The 20,511-nt window shown below is 71.6% G+C and carries 19 protein-coding genes; 11 read left to right on the top strand and 8 right to left on the bottom strand.

What is annotated here, in order from left to right; genetic code table 11:
- Positions 1–13 precede the first annotated feature (13 nt).
- Complete coding sequence (locus IG63_RS0118220) at positions 14–1,309, bottom strand: D-arabinono-1,4-lactone oxidase (protein ID WP_030485776.1); 1,296 nt, start codon at positions 1,307–1,309, stop codon at positions 14–16.
- A 9-nt stretch (positions 1,310–1,318) separates the two neighbouring features.
- Positions 1,319–2,506, bottom strand: coding sequence for an MFS transporter (locus IG63_RS0118215; protein WP_030485775.1), 1,188 nt, complete (start codon positions 2,504–2,506; stop codon positions 1,319–1,321).
- Between the two features lie 182 nt (positions 2,507–2,688).
- Between IG63_RS0118215 and IG63_RS0118210 the strand changes: the two genes are divergently transcribed.
- From IG63_RS0118210 to IG63_RS0118200, 3 genes are all read left to right on the top strand, one after another.
- Positions 2,689–3,795, top strand: a complete 1,107-nt coding sequence (locus IG63_RS0118210; protein ID WP_030485774.1) for a ferrochelatase — start codon at positions 2,689–2,691, stop codon at positions 3,793–3,795.
- Positions 3,795–4,616 (top strand): inositol monophosphatase family protein, encoded by an 822-nt coding sequence (locus IG63_RS0118205; RefSeq protein ID WP_030485773.1) that lies wholly within the window; start codon positions 3,795–3,797, stop codon positions 4,614–4,616. Before IG63_RS0118210 ends, IG63_RS0118205 begins: the two co-directional genes overlap by 1 nt.
- Before the next feature lie 230 nt (positions 4,617–4,846).
- On the top strand, positions 4,847–5,137 hold the full coding sequence (locus IG63_RS0118200) for a DUF4193 domain-containing protein (protein WP_030485772.1): 291 nt from the start codon (positions 4,847–4,849) through the stop codon (positions 5,135–5,137).
- 66 nt (positions 5,138–5,203) lie between these two features.
- Here the strand turns inward: IG63_RS0118200 and IG63_RS0118195 are convergent, their stop codons facing one another.
- On the bottom strand, positions 5,204–5,551 hold the full coding sequence (locus tag IG63_RS0118195) for a DUF4235 domain-containing protein (RefSeq protein ID WP_030485771.1): 348 nt from the start codon (positions 5,549–5,551) through the stop codon (positions 5,204–5,206).
- Between the two features lie 48 nt (positions 5,552–5,599).
- Positions 5,600–6,079: a DUF3093 domain-containing protein gene (locus IG63_RS0118190; protein ID WP_030485770.1), complete on the bottom strand. Its 480-nt coding sequence runs from the start codon at positions 6,077–6,079 to the stop codon at positions 5,600–5,602.
- A 53-nt stretch (positions 6,080–6,132) separates the two neighbouring features.
- On the opposite strand from IG63_RS0118190, the gene dut reads away from it, so the two are divergent.
- From dut to IG63_RS0118170, 4 genes are read left to right on the top strand one after another with little or no spacing between them, the layout of a single operon-like run.
- Entirely contained in the window at positions 6,133–6,597 is a 465-nt protein-coding gene (gene dut / locus IG63_RS0118185) for a dUTP diphosphatase (RefSeq protein ID WP_030485769.1), read from the top strand.
- Entirely contained in the window at positions 6,594–7,349 is a 756-nt protein-coding gene (locus IG63_RS0118180; RefSeq protein ID WP_051707162.1) for a DUF3710 domain-containing protein, read from the top strand. The genes dut and IG63_RS0118180 overlap by 4 nt, the downstream gene beginning before the upstream one ends.
- A 7-nt stretch (positions 7,350–7,356) precedes the next feature.
- Positions 7,357–7,713 (top strand): OB-fold nucleic acid binding domain-containing protein, encoded by a 357-nt coding sequence (locus IG63_RS0118175; RefSeq protein WP_030485767.1) that lies wholly within the window; start codon positions 7,357–7,359, stop codon positions 7,711–7,713.
- Positions 7,710–8,411 carry a DUF3159 domain-containing protein gene (locus tag IG63_RS0118170; RefSeq protein WP_030485766.1) on the top strand — a complete coding sequence of 234 codons (702 nt, stop codon included), beginning with the start codon at positions 7,710–7,712 and terminating at the stop codon, positions 8,409–8,411. The genes IG63_RS0118175 and IG63_RS0118170 overlap by 4 nt, the downstream gene beginning before the upstream one ends.
- A 17-nt stretch (positions 8,412–8,428) precedes the next feature.
- Here the strand turns inward: IG63_RS0118170 and IG63_RS0118165 are convergent, their stop codons facing one another.
- Both IG63_RS0118165 and IG63_RS0118160 read right to left on the bottom strand, forming a co-directional pair.
- Positions 8,429–9,106, bottom strand: a complete 678-nt coding sequence (locus IG63_RS0118165) for a potassium channel family protein (RefSeq protein ID WP_030485765.1) — start codon at positions 9,104–9,106, stop codon at positions 8,429–8,431.
- A complete protein-coding gene (locus IG63_RS0118160) occupies positions 9,103–9,792 on the bottom strand; it encodes a potassium channel family protein (RefSeq protein ID WP_030485764.1) in 690 nt (229 codons plus the stop codon). The genes IG63_RS0118165 and IG63_RS0118160 overlap by 4 nt, the downstream gene beginning before the upstream one ends.
- Positions 9,793–9,827: 35 nt before the next feature.
- Between IG63_RS0118160 and IG63_RS0118155 the strand changes: the two genes are divergently transcribed.
- Positions 9,828–11,846 carry an APC family permease gene (locus tag IG63_RS0118155; RefSeq protein WP_036196200.1) on the top strand — a complete coding sequence of 673 codons (2,019 nt, stop codon included), beginning with the start codon at positions 9,828–9,830 and terminating at the stop codon, positions 11,844–11,846.
- Positions 11,843–12,979, top strand: coding sequence for a class I SAM-dependent RNA methyltransferase (locus IG63_RS0118150; RefSeq protein WP_036196198.1), 1,137 nt, complete (start codon positions 11,843–11,845; stop codon positions 12,977–12,979). The genes IG63_RS0118155 and IG63_RS0118150 overlap by 4 nt, the downstream gene beginning before the upstream one ends.
- A gap of 125 nt (positions 12,980–13,104) precedes the next feature.
- Here IG63_RS0118150 and IG63_RS0118145 read toward each other — a convergent pair whose 3' ends face one another.
- Both IG63_RS0118145 and IG63_RS0118140 read right to left on the bottom strand, forming a co-directional pair.
- Positions 13,105–14,499 carry an MFS transporter gene (locus IG63_RS0118145; protein WP_030485761.1) on the bottom strand — a complete coding sequence of 465 codons (1,395 nt, stop codon included), beginning with the start codon at positions 14,497–14,499 and terminating at the stop codon, positions 13,105–13,107.
- A complete protein-coding gene (locus tag IG63_RS0118140; protein WP_084597310.1) occupies positions 14,496–15,881 on the bottom strand; it encodes an MFS transporter in 1,386 nt (461 codons plus the stop codon). The genes IG63_RS0118145 and IG63_RS0118140 overlap by 4 nt, the downstream gene beginning before the upstream one ends.
- Before the next feature lie 162 nt (positions 15,882–16,043).
- Here IG63_RS0118140 and IG63_RS0118135 point away from each other — a divergent pair, with 162 nt between their 5' ends.
- Both IG63_RS0118135 and IG63_RS0118130 read left to right on the top strand, forming a co-directional pair.
- On the top strand, positions 16,044–16,823 hold the full coding sequence (locus IG63_RS0118135) for a helix-turn-helix transcriptional regulator (protein ID WP_211249387.1): 780 nt from the start codon (positions 16,044–16,046) through the stop codon (positions 16,821–16,823).
- Positions 16,813–20,511 (top strand): nitrate reductase subunit alpha, encoded by a 3,699-nt coding sequence (locus IG63_RS0118130; protein WP_030485758.1) that lies wholly within the window; start codon positions 16,813–16,815, stop codon positions 20,509–20,511. The genes IG63_RS0118135 and IG63_RS0118130 overlap by 11 nt, the downstream gene beginning before the upstream one ends.

Genomic DNA, 20,511 nt, shown 5'->3' with positions numbered 1-20,511 from the left:
GCCCGCGCCCGGATCAGGGACCCAGCACCCGGGTGAGGTAGGCGTTGCCGAAGACGCGGTCGGGGTCGAGCGCCTCGCGCGCGGCCAGCACGTCGTCCCACCGGGGGTACGCCGGGGCCAGGTCGTCGGCCGTGCGGGTGTGCAGCTTGCCCCAGTGCGGCCGGCCGTCGTGGGCCAGCGCGACCTCCTCCGCCGCGCGGAAGTACGCCGTGTGGTCGGTGGCGGCGTTGACGTGGAAGGCCAGGTAGACGGTGTCGCGGCCGTAGGCCGCGGAGAGGGGCACGTCGTCGCCGGGCGCGTGCCGCACCTCCACGGGGAAGCCGACCCGCAGGTCGGAGCGGTCGAGCACCCGTCGCACCTCGGCCAGGGCGGTCATGCCGGCCTCGCGCGGCACGGCGTACTCCATCTCGCGGAAGCGCACCGAGCGGGGGCTGGTGAAGACGCGGTGGGGCACGTCGCGGTAGCGCCGCTCGCCCAGGGCACGGGCGCTGAGCCGGTTGAGCGGGCGCACCAGGCCGGGGCGCAGGTTGCCCAGCCGCTGCGCCGCCCCGAAGACGGTGTTGGACAGGAAGCGGTCGTCCCACCACTCCCGCGCCCGCGACAGCGGTGCGGGGTCCTCGGTCGTGCGGTCGTCGGCCTTGGCCAGGCAGCGGTCGGTGTGCGGCCACCAGTAGACCTCGAAGTGGTCGTGGGCGGTGGCGAGCTCCTCGAAGCCCTCGACCGCCTCCTCCCACCGGACCGGCCACTCGTGGGCGTCGAGGGTGTAGAGCTCCTCGACCTCCAGGGTGACCGAGGTGAGCACCCCCAGGGCCCCGAGACCGATCCGGGCGACCTCGAGCAGCGCCGGGTCGCTCTCGGCGCTGAGCGTGCGGAGCCGGCCGGTCCCGTCGACGAGCTCGAGCGCACGGACCTGGTGGCTCAGCGAGGCCTTCTTGCCGCCGGTGCCGTGGGTGCCGGTGGAGACGGCGCCGGCCACGGTCTGCTCCTGCACGTCGCCCATGTTGTGCAGCGAGAGGCCCAGGCGCACGAGCGCCTCGTTGACCACGTGCAGGGGGGTGCCCGCGAGCACGGTGACGGTGCCGGCGCCACGGTCGACCGCGGTGATGCCCCGCAGCGAGTCGGGGTGCAGCATCACGCCGTCGGTGACGGCGATGTCGGTGAAGGAGTGGCCGGTGCCGTGCATCTTGACCCGGAGGCCCCGCTCGCGGGCGTCGCGCACCGCGGCGACGACCTCGTCGGCGTCGTGCGGGCGGCTCTCCGCCGTCGGGTGCGCGGTCGCCAGCCCGGCCCAGTTGGTCCACGTGCTCACCGCCCGACTCTACGGCCCGGTGGAGCCCCTCGGCAGCCGGACCAGCACCCCCGAGAGGGCGGCGAGCACGGCCGACGCCGTGCACACGACGTACGCTGCCGAGCCGCCCGCCGCGTCGGCCACGACGCCCGCGCCCCACGCCCCGGGGGCGATGCCCGCGGCGATGCCGGTCGAGACGATGCCCATGGCCTCGTTGAGGCGCGACGCGGGCACGGTCGCCTGGATCAGCGAGAAGAGCGCGATCAGGGTGGGGGCCAGCGCCATCCCGGTGAGCAGCAGCGCCAGCGTCACCAGCGCCAGCCCGGGGAGCAGCGGCAGCGCGACCGTGCCGACCGCCAGCAGGGCCATGCCCAGGCGCGCCCGGGCCAGCGGCGGCCGCCGCAAGGTCGTGGCGCCCGCCCACACGCCCGCGGCCAGGCTCCCGAGCGCGAAGGCGGCGAGCATCGGGCCGGCCAGCCCGGTGCGGCCCGCACCCTCGGCGACCGCCACGGTCGCGACCTCCAGCGCGCCGAAGAGCGAGCCCAGCGCCACCGCGCCCAGGGCCAGCGGCAGCAGCAGCACCCACGGCATCGGGGCGCGCCCGGTCGCGCGGTCGGGCCGGTGGGCGGGCGGCTCGGTGCGTCGCTGCGCGGCCAGGACGACGGCGCCGAGGGTGCCGGCGACGATCGCGACCACCAGCCCCGCCTGCGGCGCCACGCTGGTCGCCAGCAGCGTCACCAGGGCCGGACCCGTGACGAAGACGACCTCGTCGGCGACGCCCTCGACGGCGAAGGCCGTGTGGCGGTCGCGCTCCTCGGTCAGCAGGTGCGCCCAGCGCGAGCGCACCAGGGTGCCGGCCTGGGGCTTGGCCATGCCCGCGACCACCGCGAGCACGTGGGGCCACGGAGCCGACCACCCCTGGGTGATCGCGACGACCATGACCGACGACGCGGTGCCGAAGACGAGCGCGTCGACGCCGAGCACGCGCCCCTGGCCGAAGACGTCGGCCAGCCGGCCGTGCGGCACGGCGAAGGCCGCGGTGCCCACGACGTACGCCGCGCTGAGCTGCCCGGCGAGCGCGTAGGAGCCGGTGAGCGCGCTGACGAGCAGCACGATGCCCAGCGTCATCATCGAGTCGGGCAGCCGTGCCACGAGACCGGTCGTGGAGAAGGCCGCCGCGCCCGGCCGGCGCAGCACCCGGCGGTAGGCAGCGAGCATCGCGCCGACTCTAGGAGCCCGCCGAGGAACGCGCACGCTGCGCGGCGCGAGGGACGCACGCTGACTGCGCCGACCTCGCTCGACGCACCACCGGTGCGCCGTCGCTCCGTCGTCTTGCCATCGCACGCCCCTCGCACCGCTCGCCTGCACGCCTTCCACGGCGGCCTCCTAGGCTTTGCCCCATGCCCGACCCCAGCCCGTACGACGCCTTGCTCCTCGTCTCCTTCGGTGGCCCGGAGAAGCCCGAGGACGTGGTGCCCTTCCTGCGCAACGTCACCCGCGGCAAGGACATCCCCGACGAGCGGCTGGAGGAGGTGGGGGAGCACTACTACGGCTTCGGGGGGCGCAGCCCGATCAACGACCAGAACCGGGCGCTGCTCGAGGCACTGCGCGCCGACCTCGCCGGCGCCGGCGTCGACCTGCCCGTCTACTGGGGCAACCGCAACTGGGACCCCTACCTGCAGGACGCCCTGGCCGAGATGCGCGCCGACGGCATCACCCGCGCCGCGGTCCTGGTCACCAGCGCCTACTCCAGCTACAGCGGCTGCCGGCAGTACCGGGAGAACCTCGCCGACGCCATGCTCGGCCTGACCGAGGACCGGGCCGACGGCGAGGGGCCCCGGCTCGACAAGCTGCGGCACTACTACAACCACCCCGGCTTCGTGGAGCCTGCGGTCGACGCCACGCTGGCGGCGCTCGCCGAGCTGCCCGACGAGGCCCGCCACGGCGGCCACCTGGTCTTCGTGACGCACTCGATCCCCGAGTCGATGTCGGCCGCGAGCGGTCCGGCCGCCGAGCCCCGCTCGGCGTACGTCGCCCAGCACCGGGAGGTGGCGGCCGAGGTCGTGGAGCGGGTGCGCGAGGAGACCGGCCACCGCTACCCCCACGAGCTGGTCTACTGCTCGCGCTCCGGGCCGCCGCAGGTGCCGTGGCTCGAGCCCGACGTCAACGACCACCTCAAGGCGCTGCACCGGCGCGGCGTGCCGGGCGCGGTGCTGGTGCCGATCGGCTTCGTCTCCGACCACATGGAGGTCATCTACGACCTCGACACCGAGGCGATGCAGACCGCCGCCGAGCTCGGGCTCCCGTGCACCCGCGCGGCGACCGCGGGCGTCGACCCGCGCTTCGTCGCGATGGTCCGCGAGCTGCTGCTGGAGCGGGCCGCGGCCGAGCGCGGCGAGGAGCCGGTGCGCCGGGTCAGCAGCGGACAGCCGTCGTGGGACGTGTGCTCGCCCGGCTGCTGCGCCAACCCTCGCGGGCCGCGACCCGCGCTGTGCGGGTCGGACTGATGGCCGGCCCCACGACGTCGGCGTCCCCGGAGGACCTCGAGCTGCTCGAGCTGGCCCGCACGGTCGCCCGCGAGGCCGGTGCCCTGGCCGTGCGGATGCGCGCGGAGGGGGTGTCGGTCGCCGACACCAAGTCGAGCCCCACCGACGTCGTCACCCAGGCCGACCGCGCGGCCGAGGAGCTGCTGCGCGAGCGCCTGCTGGCCGCCCGGCCCGACGACGCCATCCTGGGTGAGGAGGGCGACGACGTCGCGGGCAGCTCCGGGGTGCGCTGGGTGCTCGACCCCGTCGACGGCACCGTCAACTTCCTCTACGGCCTGCCGCACTGGGCGGTCTCGGTCGCCGCGGCCCGCGACGACGAGGTCGTCGCCGGGGTGGTCGTCGCCCCCGCGCTCGGCCGCGAGTACGACGCGGTGCGCGGCGGTGGCGCCCGGCTCGACGGCCGCGAGCTGCGGGTCCGCGACTCCGGCGCCGACCCGGGTCGCTGGCTGGTCGGCACCGGCTTCAGCTACCGGCCCGACGTACGCCGTCGCCAGGGGCGCGCGGTGGCCGAGCTGCTCACGCGGGTGCGCGACGTACGCCGTGACGGCTCGTGCGCGCTCGACCTGTGCGCGGTCGCCTCCGGGAGCCTCGACGCCTACGTCGAGGAGGGTCCGCACTGGTGGGACCACGCGGCGGGAGGTCTGGTGGCCCGCGAGGCGGGCGCCCGTCTCGAGGTGGTGCCCGGCGTCGACCTCGACCTCGTCACCTGCGCGCCACGGGCGACCTTCGACGGTTTCGCGCAGGTCGTGGAGGCGTGCGGCTTCGCCGGTCCGCGGGTGTGAGATCGGGCTCGTTGGGCACGGGAACACATCGGTGTGACCGCACGTTGACGTGAGGTCTGACACCACAAGCGGCGCAAGTCCGAGGCGGACGTGCACAACGCGCCCGACTGGTGCAGAATCTCGCCGTCACCGCGCGAGACGGCCGAGCAGCGAGGCTCGGGGAGGGTGGGACCGCCACTTCCCGGCGCCCGCGCGGACGCACAGACTTTTCTGGGAGCAGGAGACGCACCATGGCAACCGATTACGACGCCCCTCGCAAGACCGAGGAGGACCAGAACGAAGACAGCCTCGAGGAGCTGAAGGCTCGTCGCCACGACAAGAACTCCGGCAAGGTCGACGAGGACGAGACGGAGGCCGCCGAGTCCTTCGAGCTGCCCGGCGCCGACCTCTCGCACGAGGAGCTCGCGGTCGAGGTCAAGCCCAAGCAGCTCGACGAGTTCACCTGCATGAGCTGCTTCCTGGTGCACCACCGCAGCCAGCTGGCCGACGAGAAGAAGCTGATCTGCGTCGACTGCGCCTGAGCGCACCACGACACGACGAAGGGCCGCCTCCCGCGAGGGAGGCGGCCCTTCGGCGTCTGCTGGAGCTCAGGTGGTCGCCGGGTCGGCCTGCGACGCGTCCTGGTCGTCCTTGCCCAGCCCGGGGGGCAGGTGCCCGGTCGACCGGGCGTAGTACTCCGCGGCGCGACGCGAGGCGAGCATCCGGACCAGCTGGATGACCGCGCCGCTCGCGGCGGCCCACATCACGGCCTCCCACAGGTCGACGTCGGGGTCGGCGGGGTTGGCCGGGGGGTTCTTGCCCGTCGCCTTCTGCCACGACGCCGTCAGCGCCTTGCGGGCCACCGTCGCGCCCAGCAGGGCGGCGGCGAGGGAGAAGACCGTCCAGACCTTGGAGCTGTCCTTGGGTGCGCTCTTCTTGGGGGCTTTCTTCGCCATGGCTTCCTCTCTGACCTACCGGGTGTGGCCCCGTGGCCGTACCCAACCCTAGGGCGAATCCACCCCGGCGCGCCGGGCACCGTCGATGGCGGCCGCCAGGCGCTGTGGCCGGCGGGTGGAGAGCAGCCAGTAGGGCGTCGGGTCCTGGGGATCGAGCACCGGCACCCGCACCGCACGCTTGAGGTAGGGACGCGTCAGCAGGTAGGCGCGGGCGTCGGCCTCCACGCCGTGCACGCGGCGGGTCGCCTCGGGGTCGAGCGCCTCGGGCTCCCCGAGCAGCGCCACCGGGATGCTGGCGGGCCCGGCGCGCAGCTCGCCATCGGCGACGCGCACCACGGCGCTGCCGACCCACAGCAGCAGACCGCCCACGCTCGCGAGCAGCGCGGCGGTGGCGGCGAAGGCGGCCCACGCCGGCATCGCCACGACGAAGGCGAGCCACAGCGTGGCGAGCAGCATGATGGCCTGCACCCACCAGCGGAGCGGCACGTGCAACCGCTCGCTGTAGTGCCCGCCGGCCGCCTCGCCCACGCGCCCCAGCCTGTCACCCGGCGCCACTCCTCGCGCGGGTAGGGTCGCGCTCCATGGTGCAGATCCCGGTGCGTCGGCTCGACCCCGAGCTGCCGCTGCCCAGCTACGCCCACCCCGGCGACGCCGGCGCCGACCTGCACGCCGCGGTCGACTGCCGGCTGGCGCCCGGGGAGCGCGCCCTGGTCCCGACCGGTCTCGCCCTGGCGCTGCCCGAGGGGTACGTCGGCCTGGTCCACCCCCGCTCGGGCCTCGCTGCCCGGCACGGCATCACCATCGTCAACGCCCCCGGCACCATCGACGCGGGCTACCGCGGCGAGATCTCGGTGTGCCTTCTCAACACCGACCGCGAGCAGGAGTTCACCGTGCGCCGCGGCGACCGCATCGCGCAGCTGCTGGTGCAGCGGGTCGAGACCGCCGACTTCGTCGAGACCGACGACCTGGGCGGGTCGGCGCGCGGCACCGGCGGCTACGGTTCGACCGGAGGGTTCACCACCGACATGGAGGGCGCAGCATCGTGAGGTTCGGCCGGAAGAAGAGGGCCGGGGAGGTCGAGGACACCGCGGAGGTCGGGGTCGGCGACACCGCGGCCGACGCGGCCACCGAGGAGGTGGCCGCCGACGAGGTGGCGCCCCCCGCGCGATCCCGCGACCTGCCCGAGACGGGGCCCTTCGACGTGGCCGAGGTCGACGTCGAGGAGGGCGACTGGGTCGACCTGGGGAGCCTGCTCTTCCCCCCGCCCACCGACGCCGAGCTCCGCCTGCAGGTCGACGAGTCCACCGGCGAGGTGATGTCGGTGCTGCTGGTCGGCGGCACGGGCGCCCTCGAGCTGCGCGCCTTCGCCGCCTCCCGCGGCGGCGGGGCGTGGGAGGAGCTGCGTCCACGGCTCGCGGCCGAGGTCGGCCGCCAGGGCGGCACCGCCACCGAGGAGCAGGGCGCCTTCGGCACCGAGCTGGTCGCCCGCGTGCCGGTGACGGGTCCCGACGGCGAGCCCGCCACGCAGGCGAGCCGCTTCGCGGGCCACGAGGGCCCCACGTGGCTCTTGCGCACCAACGTGATGGGCCGCCCCGCGGTCGACGCCGAGCAGGCCGGGCCGTGGGAGAGCTTCATCCGCTCCGTGGTCGTGCGCCGTGGTGCCGGCGCGATGCCTCCCGGCACCCCGCTTCCGCTCACCCTGCCCCCCGACGCCCGCCGGGTCGACGGCGCCGACGGCGAGGGGGAGGCAGCCGACGGGCCCGAGGACGGGGCGGCCGACCGCCCGCCGGCCCCGTGAGGCCCGCATGAGTCGCTGGCGCTCCTCGCTGTCGCGCTGGGCCAGCTCCGAGCGCGACGAGGCCCTCGAGCTGCGCAAGGACACCGCGAAGGCCGGGCTCGTCACCATCGCCGAGGCGCCGCTGCGCACGCCGGTCACGGTGCAGGGCACCCTCAAGACCGTCACGCTGCGCCCCCGCGGCGGCGTACCCGCCCTCGAGGCCGAGCTCTACGACGGCTCCGGCCGGCTGCAGGTCGTCTGGCTGGGCCGCCGCCGCATCGCCGGCATCTCGGCCGGCACCGGCATCCGGGTCTCGGGCCGGATCGGCGGCGACGTCGACGAGCTGGTGATGTACAACCCCCGCTACGCCCTGCGGCCGCGATGAGCGAGACCTCCGGCACCGGTCAGCAGACCGTGGAGCAGGTGGTCCGGGCGCAGCTGTCGAAGGCGCTCGGCGGCGTCCGGGGCATGCTCGAGGCCGCCGTGCCGACCATCTGCTTCACCGTGGTCTTCCTGACCCAGCGCGACCTGCGCCTCGCCATCACGCTGAGCGTCGCCGTGGCCGCCGTGCTGCTCGTCGTCCGGCTGGTGCAGCGCTCGTCGGTGCAGTTCGTGCTCAACGCGCTCTTCGGCATCGGCCTCGGCGCGCTCTTCGCCTGGCGGGCTGCCGCGGGCGGCGGCGACGAGGGCGAGCAGGCGCTGGCCTACTTCCTGCCCGGCATCATCTACAACGCCGCCTACGGCGCGGTGATGGTCCTGACCATCCTGGTGCGGTGGCCGCTGGTCGGCTTCATGATCGGCAGCGTCACCGGCGACCCCACCGCCTGGCACGACGACCGGGCCACGGTGCGGCTGTGCTCGCGGCTGACCTGGCTGCTGGCGCTGCCGTGCGTGCTCCGCGTCGCGGTGCAGGCCCCGATCTACCTCGCCGGCACCAACGGCTGGTGGTCGCAGGACGCCGCCATCGGGGCCCTCGGCGCCGCCAAGCTGGTGATGGGCTGGCCGCTGCAGGTCGCCTGCCTGGCCGGCATGGTCTGGCTGCTCTCCCGCAACCGCACCCCGGTGGCCGACCCGGCCGGCTGAGCCGGCTACTCCCCGGGCTACTTCAGCTCGGGGTGCTCCTCGGGGGCGAGCAGCATCTCCAGGCGGCCCTCCATCTCGGCGGGGACGACGAAGAGCAGCTCGTCGCCGGCCTCGATCGGCTGCTCGGCGCCCGGCAGGTAGACCTGGCCGTCGCGCAGGATCGTGACGAGCGCGCAGTTGTCGGGGAAGGGCACCAGGCCGGCCGGTGTGCCGACGTACGGGCTGTCGGCCGGGAGCGTCATCTCCACCAGGTTGGCGTTGCCCTGGCGGAAGGTGAAGAGCCGCACCAGGTCGCCGACGGTGACGGCCTCCTCGACCAGCGCCGACATGATGCGCGGCGTCGAGACGTTGACGTCGACGCCCCAGGCCTCGGTGAAGAGCCACTCGTTGTCGGGGTGGTTGACCCGACCCACGGTGCGGGGCACGCCGAACTCGGTCTTGGCGAGCAGCGAGGTCACCAGGTTGACCTTGTCGTCGCCGGTGGCGGCGATCACCACGTCGCACTGGTCGAGCCGCGCCTCCTCCAGGGAGGAGAGCTCGCAGGAGTCGGCGAGCAGCCACTCGGCCTCCGGCACCCGGTCCGGCTTGATGGTGTGCGGGGACTTGTCGATCAGCAGCACCTCGTGACCGTTGTCGATCAGCTCGCGCGCGATGGAGCGTCCCACGGCGCCGGCTCCGGCGATCGCCACCCTCATTCCGCTGCCGGCCCCTTCTTCAGCACGTCGTAGACGCCGGTGGCGTCCTTCTCCCGCATCACCAGGTGCAGCACGTCGCCCTCCTGGAGCACCGTCTCCCGCGTCGGGAGGGTGCCCTCGCCGAGCCGGTCGATCCAGGCGATCCGGCTGCTCGACTGCTCCTGGAAGGTCACGCTGCGCCGCCCCACCCAGCCCTCGGGGGCAGGCACCTGGTCGACGCGGATGGTGCCGGAGGGGTCGCGGAAGTCGGGCTCGGCGCCCGCGGGGAGCAGCCGCCGCAGCACCTGGTCGGCCGTCCACTTCACGGTGGCGACGGTGGTGATGCCGAGCCGCTGGTAGACCTCGGCGCGGCCGGGGTCGTAGATCCGGGCGACGACGTGGTCGATGCCGAAGGTCTCGCGGGCCACCCGCGCGGCGATGATGTTGGAGTTGTCGCCCGAGCTCACCGCCGCGAAGGCGTCGCCGCGCTGGATCCCCGCCTCGGTCAGCACGGCCTGGTCGAAGCCGTAGCCCGTGACCTTGGTGCCGTTGAACGACGGCCCCAGCCGACGGAAGGCGTCGGGGTTGCTGTCGATGACGCTGACGGTGTGGTTGCGGTCCTCGAGGCTGCGCGCGAGCGTCGAGCCCACCCGGCCGCAGCCCATGATCACGACGTGCACAGCAGCACAGTAGTGCCAGTCCTGCATCGCGAAGGGCGGGTGTGGTCGTACCCTCGACTCTCGTGGGCCTGACCGACGTGTCCAAGCGGATCCTGCTCGGACGCAAGCTCCGGAGCTCGCAGCTCGGGGAGACCTTGCTGCCGAAGCGCATCGCGCTACCCGTCTTCGCCAGTGACGCCCTCTCCTCGGTCGCCTACGCGCCCGACGAGGTCTTCATCATGCTGGCCATCGCGGGCACCTCGGCCTACGTCTTCTCCTGGAAGATCGCGCTCGCCGTCGCCCTGGTGATGCTCACGGTGGTCGCGTCCTACCGGCAGACGGTGCACGCCTACCCCTCGGGCGGCGGCGACTACGAGGTGGCCAAGGTCAACCTCGGGCCGCGCGCCGGCAAGACGGTGGCCAGCGCGCTGCTGGTCGACTACATCCTCACCGTCGCGGTCTCCATCTCCTCGGCGTCGCAGTACGCCGGGGCCGCGCTGCCCTTCGTGCACGACCACCAGGTGCTGGTCGCCAGCGCGATGGTGGTGCTGCTGGCGGCGATGAACCTGCGCGGCGTGCGCGAGTCGGGCACCTTCTTCGCGGTGCCGACCTACCTCTTCATCGTCGCGATCCTGGGGATGTGCGTGCTGGGCCTCTTTCAGCTCGCCGACGGCAGCCTGCCGCAGGTCGCGAGCGCCGACCTGGTGGTCGAGCCCGAGCCCGGCTGGGAGGAGCCACTGACCACGGTGGCGCTGGTCTTCCTGCTCGCGCGGGCCTTCTCCTCCGGCTGTGCGGCGCTGACCGGCGTCGAGGCGATCAGCAACGGCGTGCCCGCCTTCCGCAAGCCCAAGAGCCGCAACGCCGCGACCACGCTGCTGCTGCTCGGCGTGATCGCCATCTCGATGATGGTCAGCGTCATCGTGCTCGCCCGCCAGATGGGGCTGCGCTACGTCGACCCGTCCGCCATCGACCAGCTGCGCCAGGCCGACGGCAGCCCGCTGCCCGACGGCTTCGTGCAGGACACCGTGATCGCGCAGATCGCGCGGGCCATCTTCGCCGACTTCCCGCCGGGCTTCTACTTCGTCGTCGTCATCACCGGGCTGATCCTCGTGCTCGCGGCCAACACGGCCTTCAACGGCTTCCCGGTGCTGGGCTCGATCCTCTCCAAGGACGGCCTGATGCCGCGCGCCTTCGGCTCCCGCGGCGACCGGCTGGCCTACAGCAACGGCATCGTCTTCCTCGCCTTCATGGCCATCGTGCTGATCGTCGCCTTCGAGGCCGAGACCACGCGGCTGATCCAGCTCTACATCGTCGGCGTCTTCGTCTCCTTCAACCTCAGCCAGCTCGGCATGATCCGGCACTGGACGCGCCACCTGCGCACCGAGACCGACCCCCAGGAGCGCCGCCGGATGATGCGGGCGCGGGCCATCAACACCTTCGGCCTGGGGCTCACCGCGGTGGTTCTGGTGATCGTGCTGGTCACCAAGTTCCTGCTCGGGGCGTGGATCACGATCATCGCGATGGCGACCTTCTACGCGCTGATGAGCGCCATCCGCAAGCACTACGACCGGGTGGAGGAGGAGCTGCTGATCGGCGACGACGACCAGGTCCTGCCCACGCGGGTCCACGCGATCGTGCTGGTCTCCAAGCTCCACAAGCCCACGCTGCGCGCGCTGGCCTACGCCAAGGCGAGCCGGCCCAACGTGCTCGAGGCGGTCTACGTGCAGGCCGAGGCCGACCGCACCGACCGGCTGGTCGACGAGTGGGACCAGATGCGCATCGACGTGCCGCTGAAGATGCTCTACTCGCCCTACCGCGAGGTGATCCGGCCGATCGTGCAGTACGCCTCGGAGATCCGCCGGGCCAACCCGCGCGGGGTCGTCGCCGTCTACATCCCGGAGTACGTCGTCGGCCGCTGGTGGGAGCAACTGCTGCACAACCAGACCGCGCTGCGGCTCAAGGGCCGGCTGCTCTTCACCCCGGGCGTGATGGTCACCTCGGTGCCCTACCAGCTGCGCAGCTCGCAGGTGGCCAAGGAGCGGGCGCAGGCCGACCTCACCCGGGTGCGCCCCGGCGACGAGCGCCGCGGCCGCACCCGGTGACGGCCCCTGACGGCCCCGCGACGGAGGTGGGCGCCCGGCTGGAGCTCGTCTGCGGCCCGATCGCCCACGGCGGGCACGTGGTGGCGCGCCACGGCGAGAGCGGCCGTGTCGTCTTCGTGCGCCACGCGCTGCCGGGGGAGCGGGTGGTCGCCGAGGTGACCGAGCTGGAGAAGTCCTTCTGGCGCGCCGACGCGGTCGAGGTGCTCGACGCCTCGCCCGACCGGGTCGTCGCGCCCTGCCCGTACGCCGGCCCCGGCCGCTGCGGCGGCTGCGACCTCCAGCACGTCGCCCCGGCGCGGCAGCGGGCGCTGAAGGGCGAGGTGGTGCGCGAGCAGATGCGACGGCTGGCCGGCCTCGAGGTCGACGTCGTCGTCGAGGAGGTGCCGCCGGACCTGCGCTGGCGCTCCCGGATGCGGTACGCCGTCCTCCCCGACGGGCGGCGCGCCCTGCGCCGGCACCGCTCCCACGAGCTCGAGCCCGTCGAGGACTGTCTCGTCGAGGCCCCGGGGGCGGTGGTGCACGAGGAGGGCGCGCCCCGCGAGGTGGTGCACCAGACGGTGCACACCTCCCACGGCACCCGCACCTTCGCCGTCGCCTCCGACGGCTTCTGGCAGCCCCACGTCGAGGCGCCCCGGCTGCTCGTCGAGGCGGTGATGGACCTGGCTGCGCCGCGGCCGGGGGAGCGGGTGCTCGACCTCTACGCCGGCGTCGGGCTCTTCTCGGCCTACCTCGCGCCGGCCGTGGGCCCCGAGGGCCGGGTGACGGCGGTGGAGGGCGACCGGGTCGCCTCCGACCTCTCCCGCGACAACCTGCGCGACCTCGGCGTCCGGGTGCTGCGGGGGCGCGTCGACCGCGTGCTCCACCGCGGCGCCGGCCCGGCCGACCTCGTCGTGCTCGACCCGCCCCGGGTGGGTGCCAAGCGGCAGGTGGTCGGACAGGTCGCGGCGCTGGCTCCTCGCGCGGTCGTCTACGTCGCCTGCGACCCGGCCGCCCTCGCCCGCGACACGGCGTACCTGCTGGAGGAGGGCTACCGGCTCACGTCCCTGCGTGCCCTCGACCTCTTCCCGATGACCAGCCACACGGAATGCGTTGCGCTGCTGGAGCCTGCGGACGTTTGCGCGCGGCCGCGCTGAACGAGCTTTCGCACGGGGAAGCAAGTGAAACGGCGCGACAGACATCCTGTCGTGGCACTCCTTGGCGGCACTGACCAGGTGTCACCGATCCGTGCAGACCCACGGCACGTGCGCGGCAGAGCGGCTCAGCTGGGGCGCGGCGCTCCCTTGCGTGCATAGCGCACCCAGGTGATCACCACACACATCACCGCCCAGGCGATGCCGACGGCGTAGAACGCTGTGGCGCCGATGGTGGTGATCCCGACACCGAAGAAGAACGGGCCGAAGGCGGCGATCGCGGCAGTCCAGCCGATCACGCCGCCGGCTTGGCGGCGCTCGAAGATCATCGGCATCTGCTTGAAGGTCGAGGCATTCCCGATCCCGGCGAACAAGAAGATCGCGAGCATGCCCCACAGGAACTGGTCGAAGTCCGAGTCCAGGCTGGCCGTCGAGCTGAGGTCCGGGGTGAGCGCTGGGATTGTGTACGCGATCGACGCGATCAGGCCGAGCCCGGAGATCAGCGTCCAGACCGCGCCGCCCATGCGGTCGGTCAACGGCGCAAAAGCCACGCGTGCTCCGGCTCCGATGAGGGGGCCGAGGAAGACGAACTTCACGGGGTCCGGCACGGCGTACCCGTCGATCAGGACGGTCGCGGTGGCACCGGCGCCGCTCACGATGTCACCGTTGCCGGAGCCGTAGAGGTTCGACATCAACAGCCCGAACTGAGCGGCCAGTCCGGAGAACGTCCCGAACGTCATGATGTAGAGCAGGGTCATCAGCCAGGTGTCGGTGTTGCTGAAGATGTCGAACTGCTGACGGATGTTGGCCTTGATCGGCACCGACTTGAGCATCGTCCACGCCAGTGCTGCGCCGATCACCATGAGCGGGATCCACACGAAGGCCGCGTTCTGGTACCAGACCTCCGTCGATGGCTTGCCCGCGACGGAGAGGTCCTGGCTGTCGCCGAGGAAGGCGAAGAACGACACGGCGATCAGGTACGGCGTGAGCAGCTGGACCAACGAGACTCCGAAGTTGCCGAGCCCCGCCTGTAGACCTAGTGCCGTGCCTTGCTTGGTACGAGGGAAGAAGTAGGACGTACTCGGCATGAAGCCGGAGAACGCGCCGCCGCCGATGCCGGCGAGGAAAGCGAGGACCATCAGCTCCCAATAGGGCGCGGTGGGGGACTGCACGCGTACGCCCCACCCGAGCGTGGACGCGATCAGCAACAGCGTCGTCAGCGAGACCATCTTGCGGGTGCCGAGGATCGGCGGGAGCGTCATCCACCCCAGTCGGAACAAGCCGGCCGAGAGACCCGGCATCGCAGCCATCCAGTAGAGCTGGGATGTGCTGAAGCTGTAGCCGAGGGAGTTGAGTTTCGGGATGATGGCGCTGGGCAGGAACCAGGCGACGAAGGCCAGGGTCAGGCAGAACGTGGTGATCCACAGTGTCCGCCAGGCGAGTCCTGAGTCCCAGGTGCTTTCGTCCTCGGGGTCCCAGGACTCCAACCACTCGCCGGACGTGGTCGATGTCGCGGAGTTCATGCCAGGCTCTCCTCACGGGCCTCGCTCGGCCGCTCGATGTGTCGCGCCAGCTCGGGCGACTCGTTGTGCAACATGTGGACGACCGTCCAGTGCATCCACGCCAGGCAGACGACCGTCAGGACGAAAAGGACGAAGAACGTGCTCGAGGGGAACCCAGACCACGCCTTGGTGTAGGCGAACAGCGGCGGCAGGAAGAACCCGCCGAGGCCACCGAGCATCCCGACGAGACCGCCGACGGCGCCGACGTTGTCGGGGAAGTACTCCGGGATGTGCTTGTAGACCGCCGCCTTGCCGACGCCCATCGCGCACCCCAGCAGGAAGACGAGCACGGCGAAGGGAGCAAGACCGATGGCGTAGGCGAGATGCTCGGTTTCCCGGCCGTCGGTGTGGTCGATGACGATGTGACCGTTGGGCATCATCAGCAGCGCCGTGACCACCAGCATGGTGCCCAGCGACCAGTACATGACGCGGCGAGCGCCGAACCGGTCGGAGAGCCAACCGCCGTACGGGCGCAGCAACGAGGCGGGGAAGATGTAGGACGCGGTCAGAAAGGCTGCGGTCTGCAGCGAGACGTCGAAGTTGTCCATGTAGTACGTCGGCAGCCACGCGGCCAGGGCGACGTAGGCGCCGAAGAACGCGACGTAGTAGAGCGCGAAGCGCCAGACGCGGACCTGCTTGAGGGGTGTCAGCTGTTGGGCCAGCGGCTGTGACGCACCCGGCGCCCGGTCCTCGTGCGGGGCGAGGAACCAGGTCGCCGCAGCCATGATCACCAGCAGCACGGCGTACAGAACCGGCACGAAGCGCCATCCACCGGGGAAGATGCCCAGGTAGGTCGCCCCGACGGTGGTGCCCGCGATCAGCGGCGGGCCGACGAACTTGGTGACCGAGGCCCCGACGTTGCCTGCACCGAAGACCCCGAGTGCGAAGCCCTGGTGACGGCGCGGCTGCCAGGCCGAGTTCCAGGCGATGCCGGAGCTGAACGAGTTGCCGGCGAAACCGACGAAGAAGGCCAGCACCAGCAGCATGGCGTAGGAGTCGGCCCTTGAGACAAGGTAGGCCGGCACAGCAGATCCGAGCAGCAGGAAGGTCATCACCTTCCGGCCACCGATTCGGTCCGTGATCATCCCGGCGGGGAGTCGCCACAAGGACCCGTTGAGCACCGCCGCCGCGATGATCCACGACAGCTGGACCTCGGACAGACCGAACTCGGCACTGATCGGCTTCCCGAGGATCCCGAACATCAGCCACACCGCAAACATGAGGGTGAAGCCCGCGGTCGAGAGGACGAGCACCCGGGTGGGGCCCGGTGCCACGACGCCAGTCGTACCGTCCTGACCGCGCACCGGGTCGTGGGCCTGGCTGGGCGGGCTCACGAACGCCATGGGCTCTCCTGAATGACGGGCGCTGGCTGCTTCAGCGGCGGGATGAGAAGCGTGCTCCTGTATTTCCTCACCCGCACGAGTCATCGACCACGTCCGAGGGTCCTCTCAATAGGGGACTTTGGACCCGTTGCCCGTCCTTCCAATACCGGTGATGGTGAGGAGGTGACCTCCGAGCAGACGCCTCACGCCGCTGTCGGCGCCGGCCTGCTCGCCTCACCGGTCCGCCGGGCCATCGTCGATGCCCTGAAGAAACATCACCCGGCCGAGGGCGACATCGATCCGGGAGGGATGACGGCGGCCCAGCTGAGCGAGGTGCTCGGGCTGCATCCCACCACCGTGCGGTTCCACACCGACCGCCTCGAGGCCGCCGGCATCATCGCCTCGCACCTCACCACGGCATTCGGCGTAGGCCGGCCCCGAAAGGTGTACGCACTCCCACCCCACGCCGACGACGCGGACCGGGCCACGTACCTGCTTCGCCTCCTAGAGCTGATGACGGAGTCGTTCAGCACCAGCGACACGCCCGAGCAGGCCGGGGAGCGGTGGGCACGCGACCACCTGCCCCGGTCGGCATCTGCGCCGGCGTCATCTCCTGGAGCATGGCTCGGCAAGATCGGCCCCCTCGTTGACCTGCTTCGGGATTGGGGCTACTCGCCCGAGCTCACCACCAGCGACGGCGGCAGGACCTGCCGCATCGCTCTCGCCGACTGCCCCTTCATGGAGCTCGCACGCGCCAACACCGCTGTTGTGTGCGGCATCCATCAGGGCCTGCTGCGCGGGGCTCTGCACCAGCTCGGCGAGGACGACGTCGGTGTCTCCATCAGCCCGTTCGTCGGTCCGAACCTCTGCCACGCCGACGTCACCACACGCCAGTCCTTCGCAGACCATCACGTCCACCAGTCAACCGAAGCGCCCCGCGAGGAGTCCCCGCATGAGTCTTGACAGCCCGATGCAGCAGGCCCTGATCTCGGGTCGCCGATTCTTCACCAAGGCGGAGGTCAGCGACGACCAGCGCAGCCTCCACAAGAAGGGCGGCCGCGACGGCGACGCGTTCTACCGGGACCGGTGGAGCCACGACAAGGTGGTGCGCTCCACCCACGGGGTCAACTGCACCGGCTCCTGCTCGTGGAAGGTCTACGTCAAGGACGGCATCATCACCTGGGAGGCTCAGCAGACCGACTACCCCAGCGCCGGCCCCGACCGTCCCGAGTACGAGCCCCGCGGTTGTCCCCGCGGTGCCGCGTTCTCCTGGTACACCTACAGCCCCACCCGGGTCCGCTACCCCTACGTCCGGGGTGTGCTGCTCGAGATGTTCCGTGCGGCCAAGCAGCAGTACGGCGACCCAGTGGTCGCCTGGGGATCCATCGTCCAGGACGAGGAGCAGGCACGCGTGTACAAGAAGGCGCGCGGCAAGGGTGGCCTGGTGCGGGCGAGCTGGGACGAGGTGGCTGAGATCGTGGCGGCCGCGCACGTCTACACGGTCAAGCGCTGGGGTCCGGACCGGATCGCCGGGTTCTCGCCGATTCCAGCGATGTCGCCCGTGTCCTACACCTCCGGTGCGCGCTTCCTCGAGCTGATCGGTGCCCCGATGCTGTCGTTCTACGACTGGTACGCCGACCTTCCCAACGCCTCGCCGCAGATGTTCGGTGACCAGACCGACGTCCCGGAGTCGGGCGACTGGTGGGACGCCGGCTACCTGATGATGTGGGGATCCAATGTCCCCACCACACGCACCCCGGACGCCCACTGGATGACGGAGGCGCGCTACCGCGGCCAGAAGGTCATCGCCGTCGCCCCTGACTACGCCGAGAGCGTGAAGTTCGCCGACGAGTGGGTCAGCCCGGCGCCCGGGACCGACGGCGCGCTCGCCATGGGGATGGGGCACGTGATCCTCAAGGAGTACTTCGTCGACAGCACCACCCGGTTCTTCGCCGACTACACCAAGCAGTTCACCGATCTGCCGCACCTGGTGTGCCTCGAGCCGTCCGCCGACGGCTCCTACCGTCCCGGCAAGTTCCTCGTCGAGGGCGACCTCGGCGGGACGAGCGAGAACGCCATGTGGAAGCCGGCGCTCATCGACGCCGACACCGGCGAAGTGCGGGTCCCACACGGCTCGATCGGCGACCGCTTCGGCGAGGAGGGCGTTGGGAAGTGGAACCTCGAGCTTGGCGACATCGACCCCGCGCTCAGCATGTATCGCGACCACCAGGGCGGCACCCGAGAGGCCGTCGAGGTCGAGCTCCCGCGCTTCGACGCCGCCGACGGCAAGGTCGTCCACGAACGCCGCGGCGTCCCGGTGGCCCGGGTGGGCGAACGCGTCGTCACGACCGTGCTCGACCTGCTGCTCGCGCAGTACGGAGTGGCACGCGAGGGCCTACCGGGGCAGTGGCCCCGCACCGACGCCGACGACCCGCACGGCTACGACGACCCGGCCGTGCCGGCCACCCCCGCGTGGCAGGAGCAGCACACGGGTGTACCTGCGAGCCAGGTCACCCGGCTCGCGCGGGAGTGGGCGCAGAACGCCATCGACAGCAAGGGACGGGGGATGATCCTGCTCGGGGCGGGTGTCAACCACTGGTTCCACTCCGACCAGATCTACCGCGCGATCCTGCTGCTCACCACCATCACCGGCACCCAGGGACGCAACGGCGGCGGCTGGGCGCACTACGTCGGCCAGGAGAAGATCCGCCCGATCATGGGCTTCCAGCACATGGCGTTCGCCCTGGACTGGCACCGCCCGCCGCGGCACATGAACCAGACGGCGTACTGGTACGTGAACACGTCGCAGTACCGCTACGACACGTTCAGCGCCGACGACCTCGACGCCGGGACCGGGGTCTTCGCGGGGCGGTCGGTGATGGACCTGCTGGCCCAGTCGGTGCGCCTGGGGTGGTCGCCGTCGTACCCCACCTTCGACCGCAGCAGCCTCCAGCTCGCCGACGACGCTGCCGCGGCCGGCATGGACGCCCCCTCCTACGTCGCCCAGCAGCTCAAGGACGGCGCCCTCCGCTTCGCGGTGGAGGACCCCGAGCACGAGGACAACCACCCCCGCATCCTATCGCTGTGGCGCTCCAACCTCCTCGGCTCCTCAGCCAAGGGCAACGAGTACTTTCTGCGCCACCTGCTCGGCACCGACTCCGCGGCGACCGCCGTCGAGGCCCCGCCCGACCAGAGACCGAATGACGTCGAGTGGCCCGAGAAGGCCGCCGAGGGCCGCCTCGACCTCTTGATGACCATCGACTTCCGGATGACCTCCTCGACGATCTTCAGCGACGTCGTGCTGCCCGCGGCCACCTGGTACGAGAAGCACGACCTGTCGACCACCGACATGCACCCGTTCGTCCACTCCTTCAACCCCGCCATCGCCCCCCCGTGGCAGACCAAGTCGGACTGGGACGCCTGGAAGGTCATCGCCAAGAGGTTCTCCGAGCTCGCCGAGACCCACCTCGGGACGCGGAAGGACGTTGTCGCCAAGCCGCTGTGGCACGACACCCCGGAGGCGATGGCGAGCGAGCACGGCGTGGTGAAGGACTGGAAGACGGGCGAGGTCGACCCGGTCCCGGGCAAGACGATGCCGGTGATCGCGGTCGCCGAGCGCGACTACACCGCGATCTTCGACAAGATGACGTCGATCGGGCCGCTCATGGAGAACGTCGGGATGCTCACCAAGGGCGTCGCCTACGACGTCAAGCGGGAGATCGACATCCTGCGCACGCGCAACGGCATTGCTCGCGGTGGAGCCGGCGACGGGCAGCCCAGGGTCGAGACCGACATCCAGATGGCCGACGCGATCCTCCACCTCGCAGGGGTCTCCAACGGGCACCTGGCGACCCAGGGATTCCGGTTCCTGGAGAAGCGGACCGGCACCGAGCTCGCCGACCTCGCTGCCGAGCACGAGGGCAAGCAGATCACCTTCGCCGACACCCAGGTGGCGCCAGTGCCGGTGATCACCTCGCCGGAATGGTCCGGCTCGGAGTCGGGTGGGCGGCGCTATAGCCCCTTCACGATCAACATCGAGCGGAAGAAGCCGTTCCACACTCTCACCGGTCGCCAGCAGTTCTACGTCGACCACGACTGGTTCCTCGGGATGGGTGAGATGCTCCCGGTCTACCGGCCGCCCCTCAACATGACCGCCCTGTTCGGGGAGAAACCCATCGGCAAGCAGGACGAGCTCGGCGTCTCCGTGCGCTACCTCACGCCGCACAACAAGTGGTCGATCCACTCCGAGTACCAGGACAACCTCTTCATGCTCTCGCTCTCGCGCGGCGGGCAGTCGGTCTGGATGTCCGACCGGGACGCCGCCAAGGTCGGGATCAGGGACAACGACTGGATCGAGATGGTCAACCGCAACGGCGTCGTCGCTGCGCGGGCCATCGTGAGCCACCGCATGCCCGAGGGCACCGTGTACATGCACCACGCCCAGGACCGGCTCATCGACGTGCCGCTCACCGAGCGCGACGGCAAGCGCGGAGGGATCCACAACAGCCTCACGCGCGTCCTGATGAAGCCCAACCACATCGTCGGCGGCTATGCCCAGCTGTCCTACTTCTTCAACTACATCGGCCCGATCGGCAACAACCGTGACGAGGTCACCATGATCCGCAAGCGGACCGCGAAGGTGGAGTACTGA

The sequence above is a fragment of the Nocardioides aequoreus genome (genome assembly GCF_000720335.1).
GTDB lineage: Bacteria > Actinomycetota > Actinomycetes > Propionibacteriales > Nocardioidaceae > Marmoricola > Marmoricola aequoreus.
This window is presented reverse-complemented; position numbering and strand designations above follow the sequence as displayed.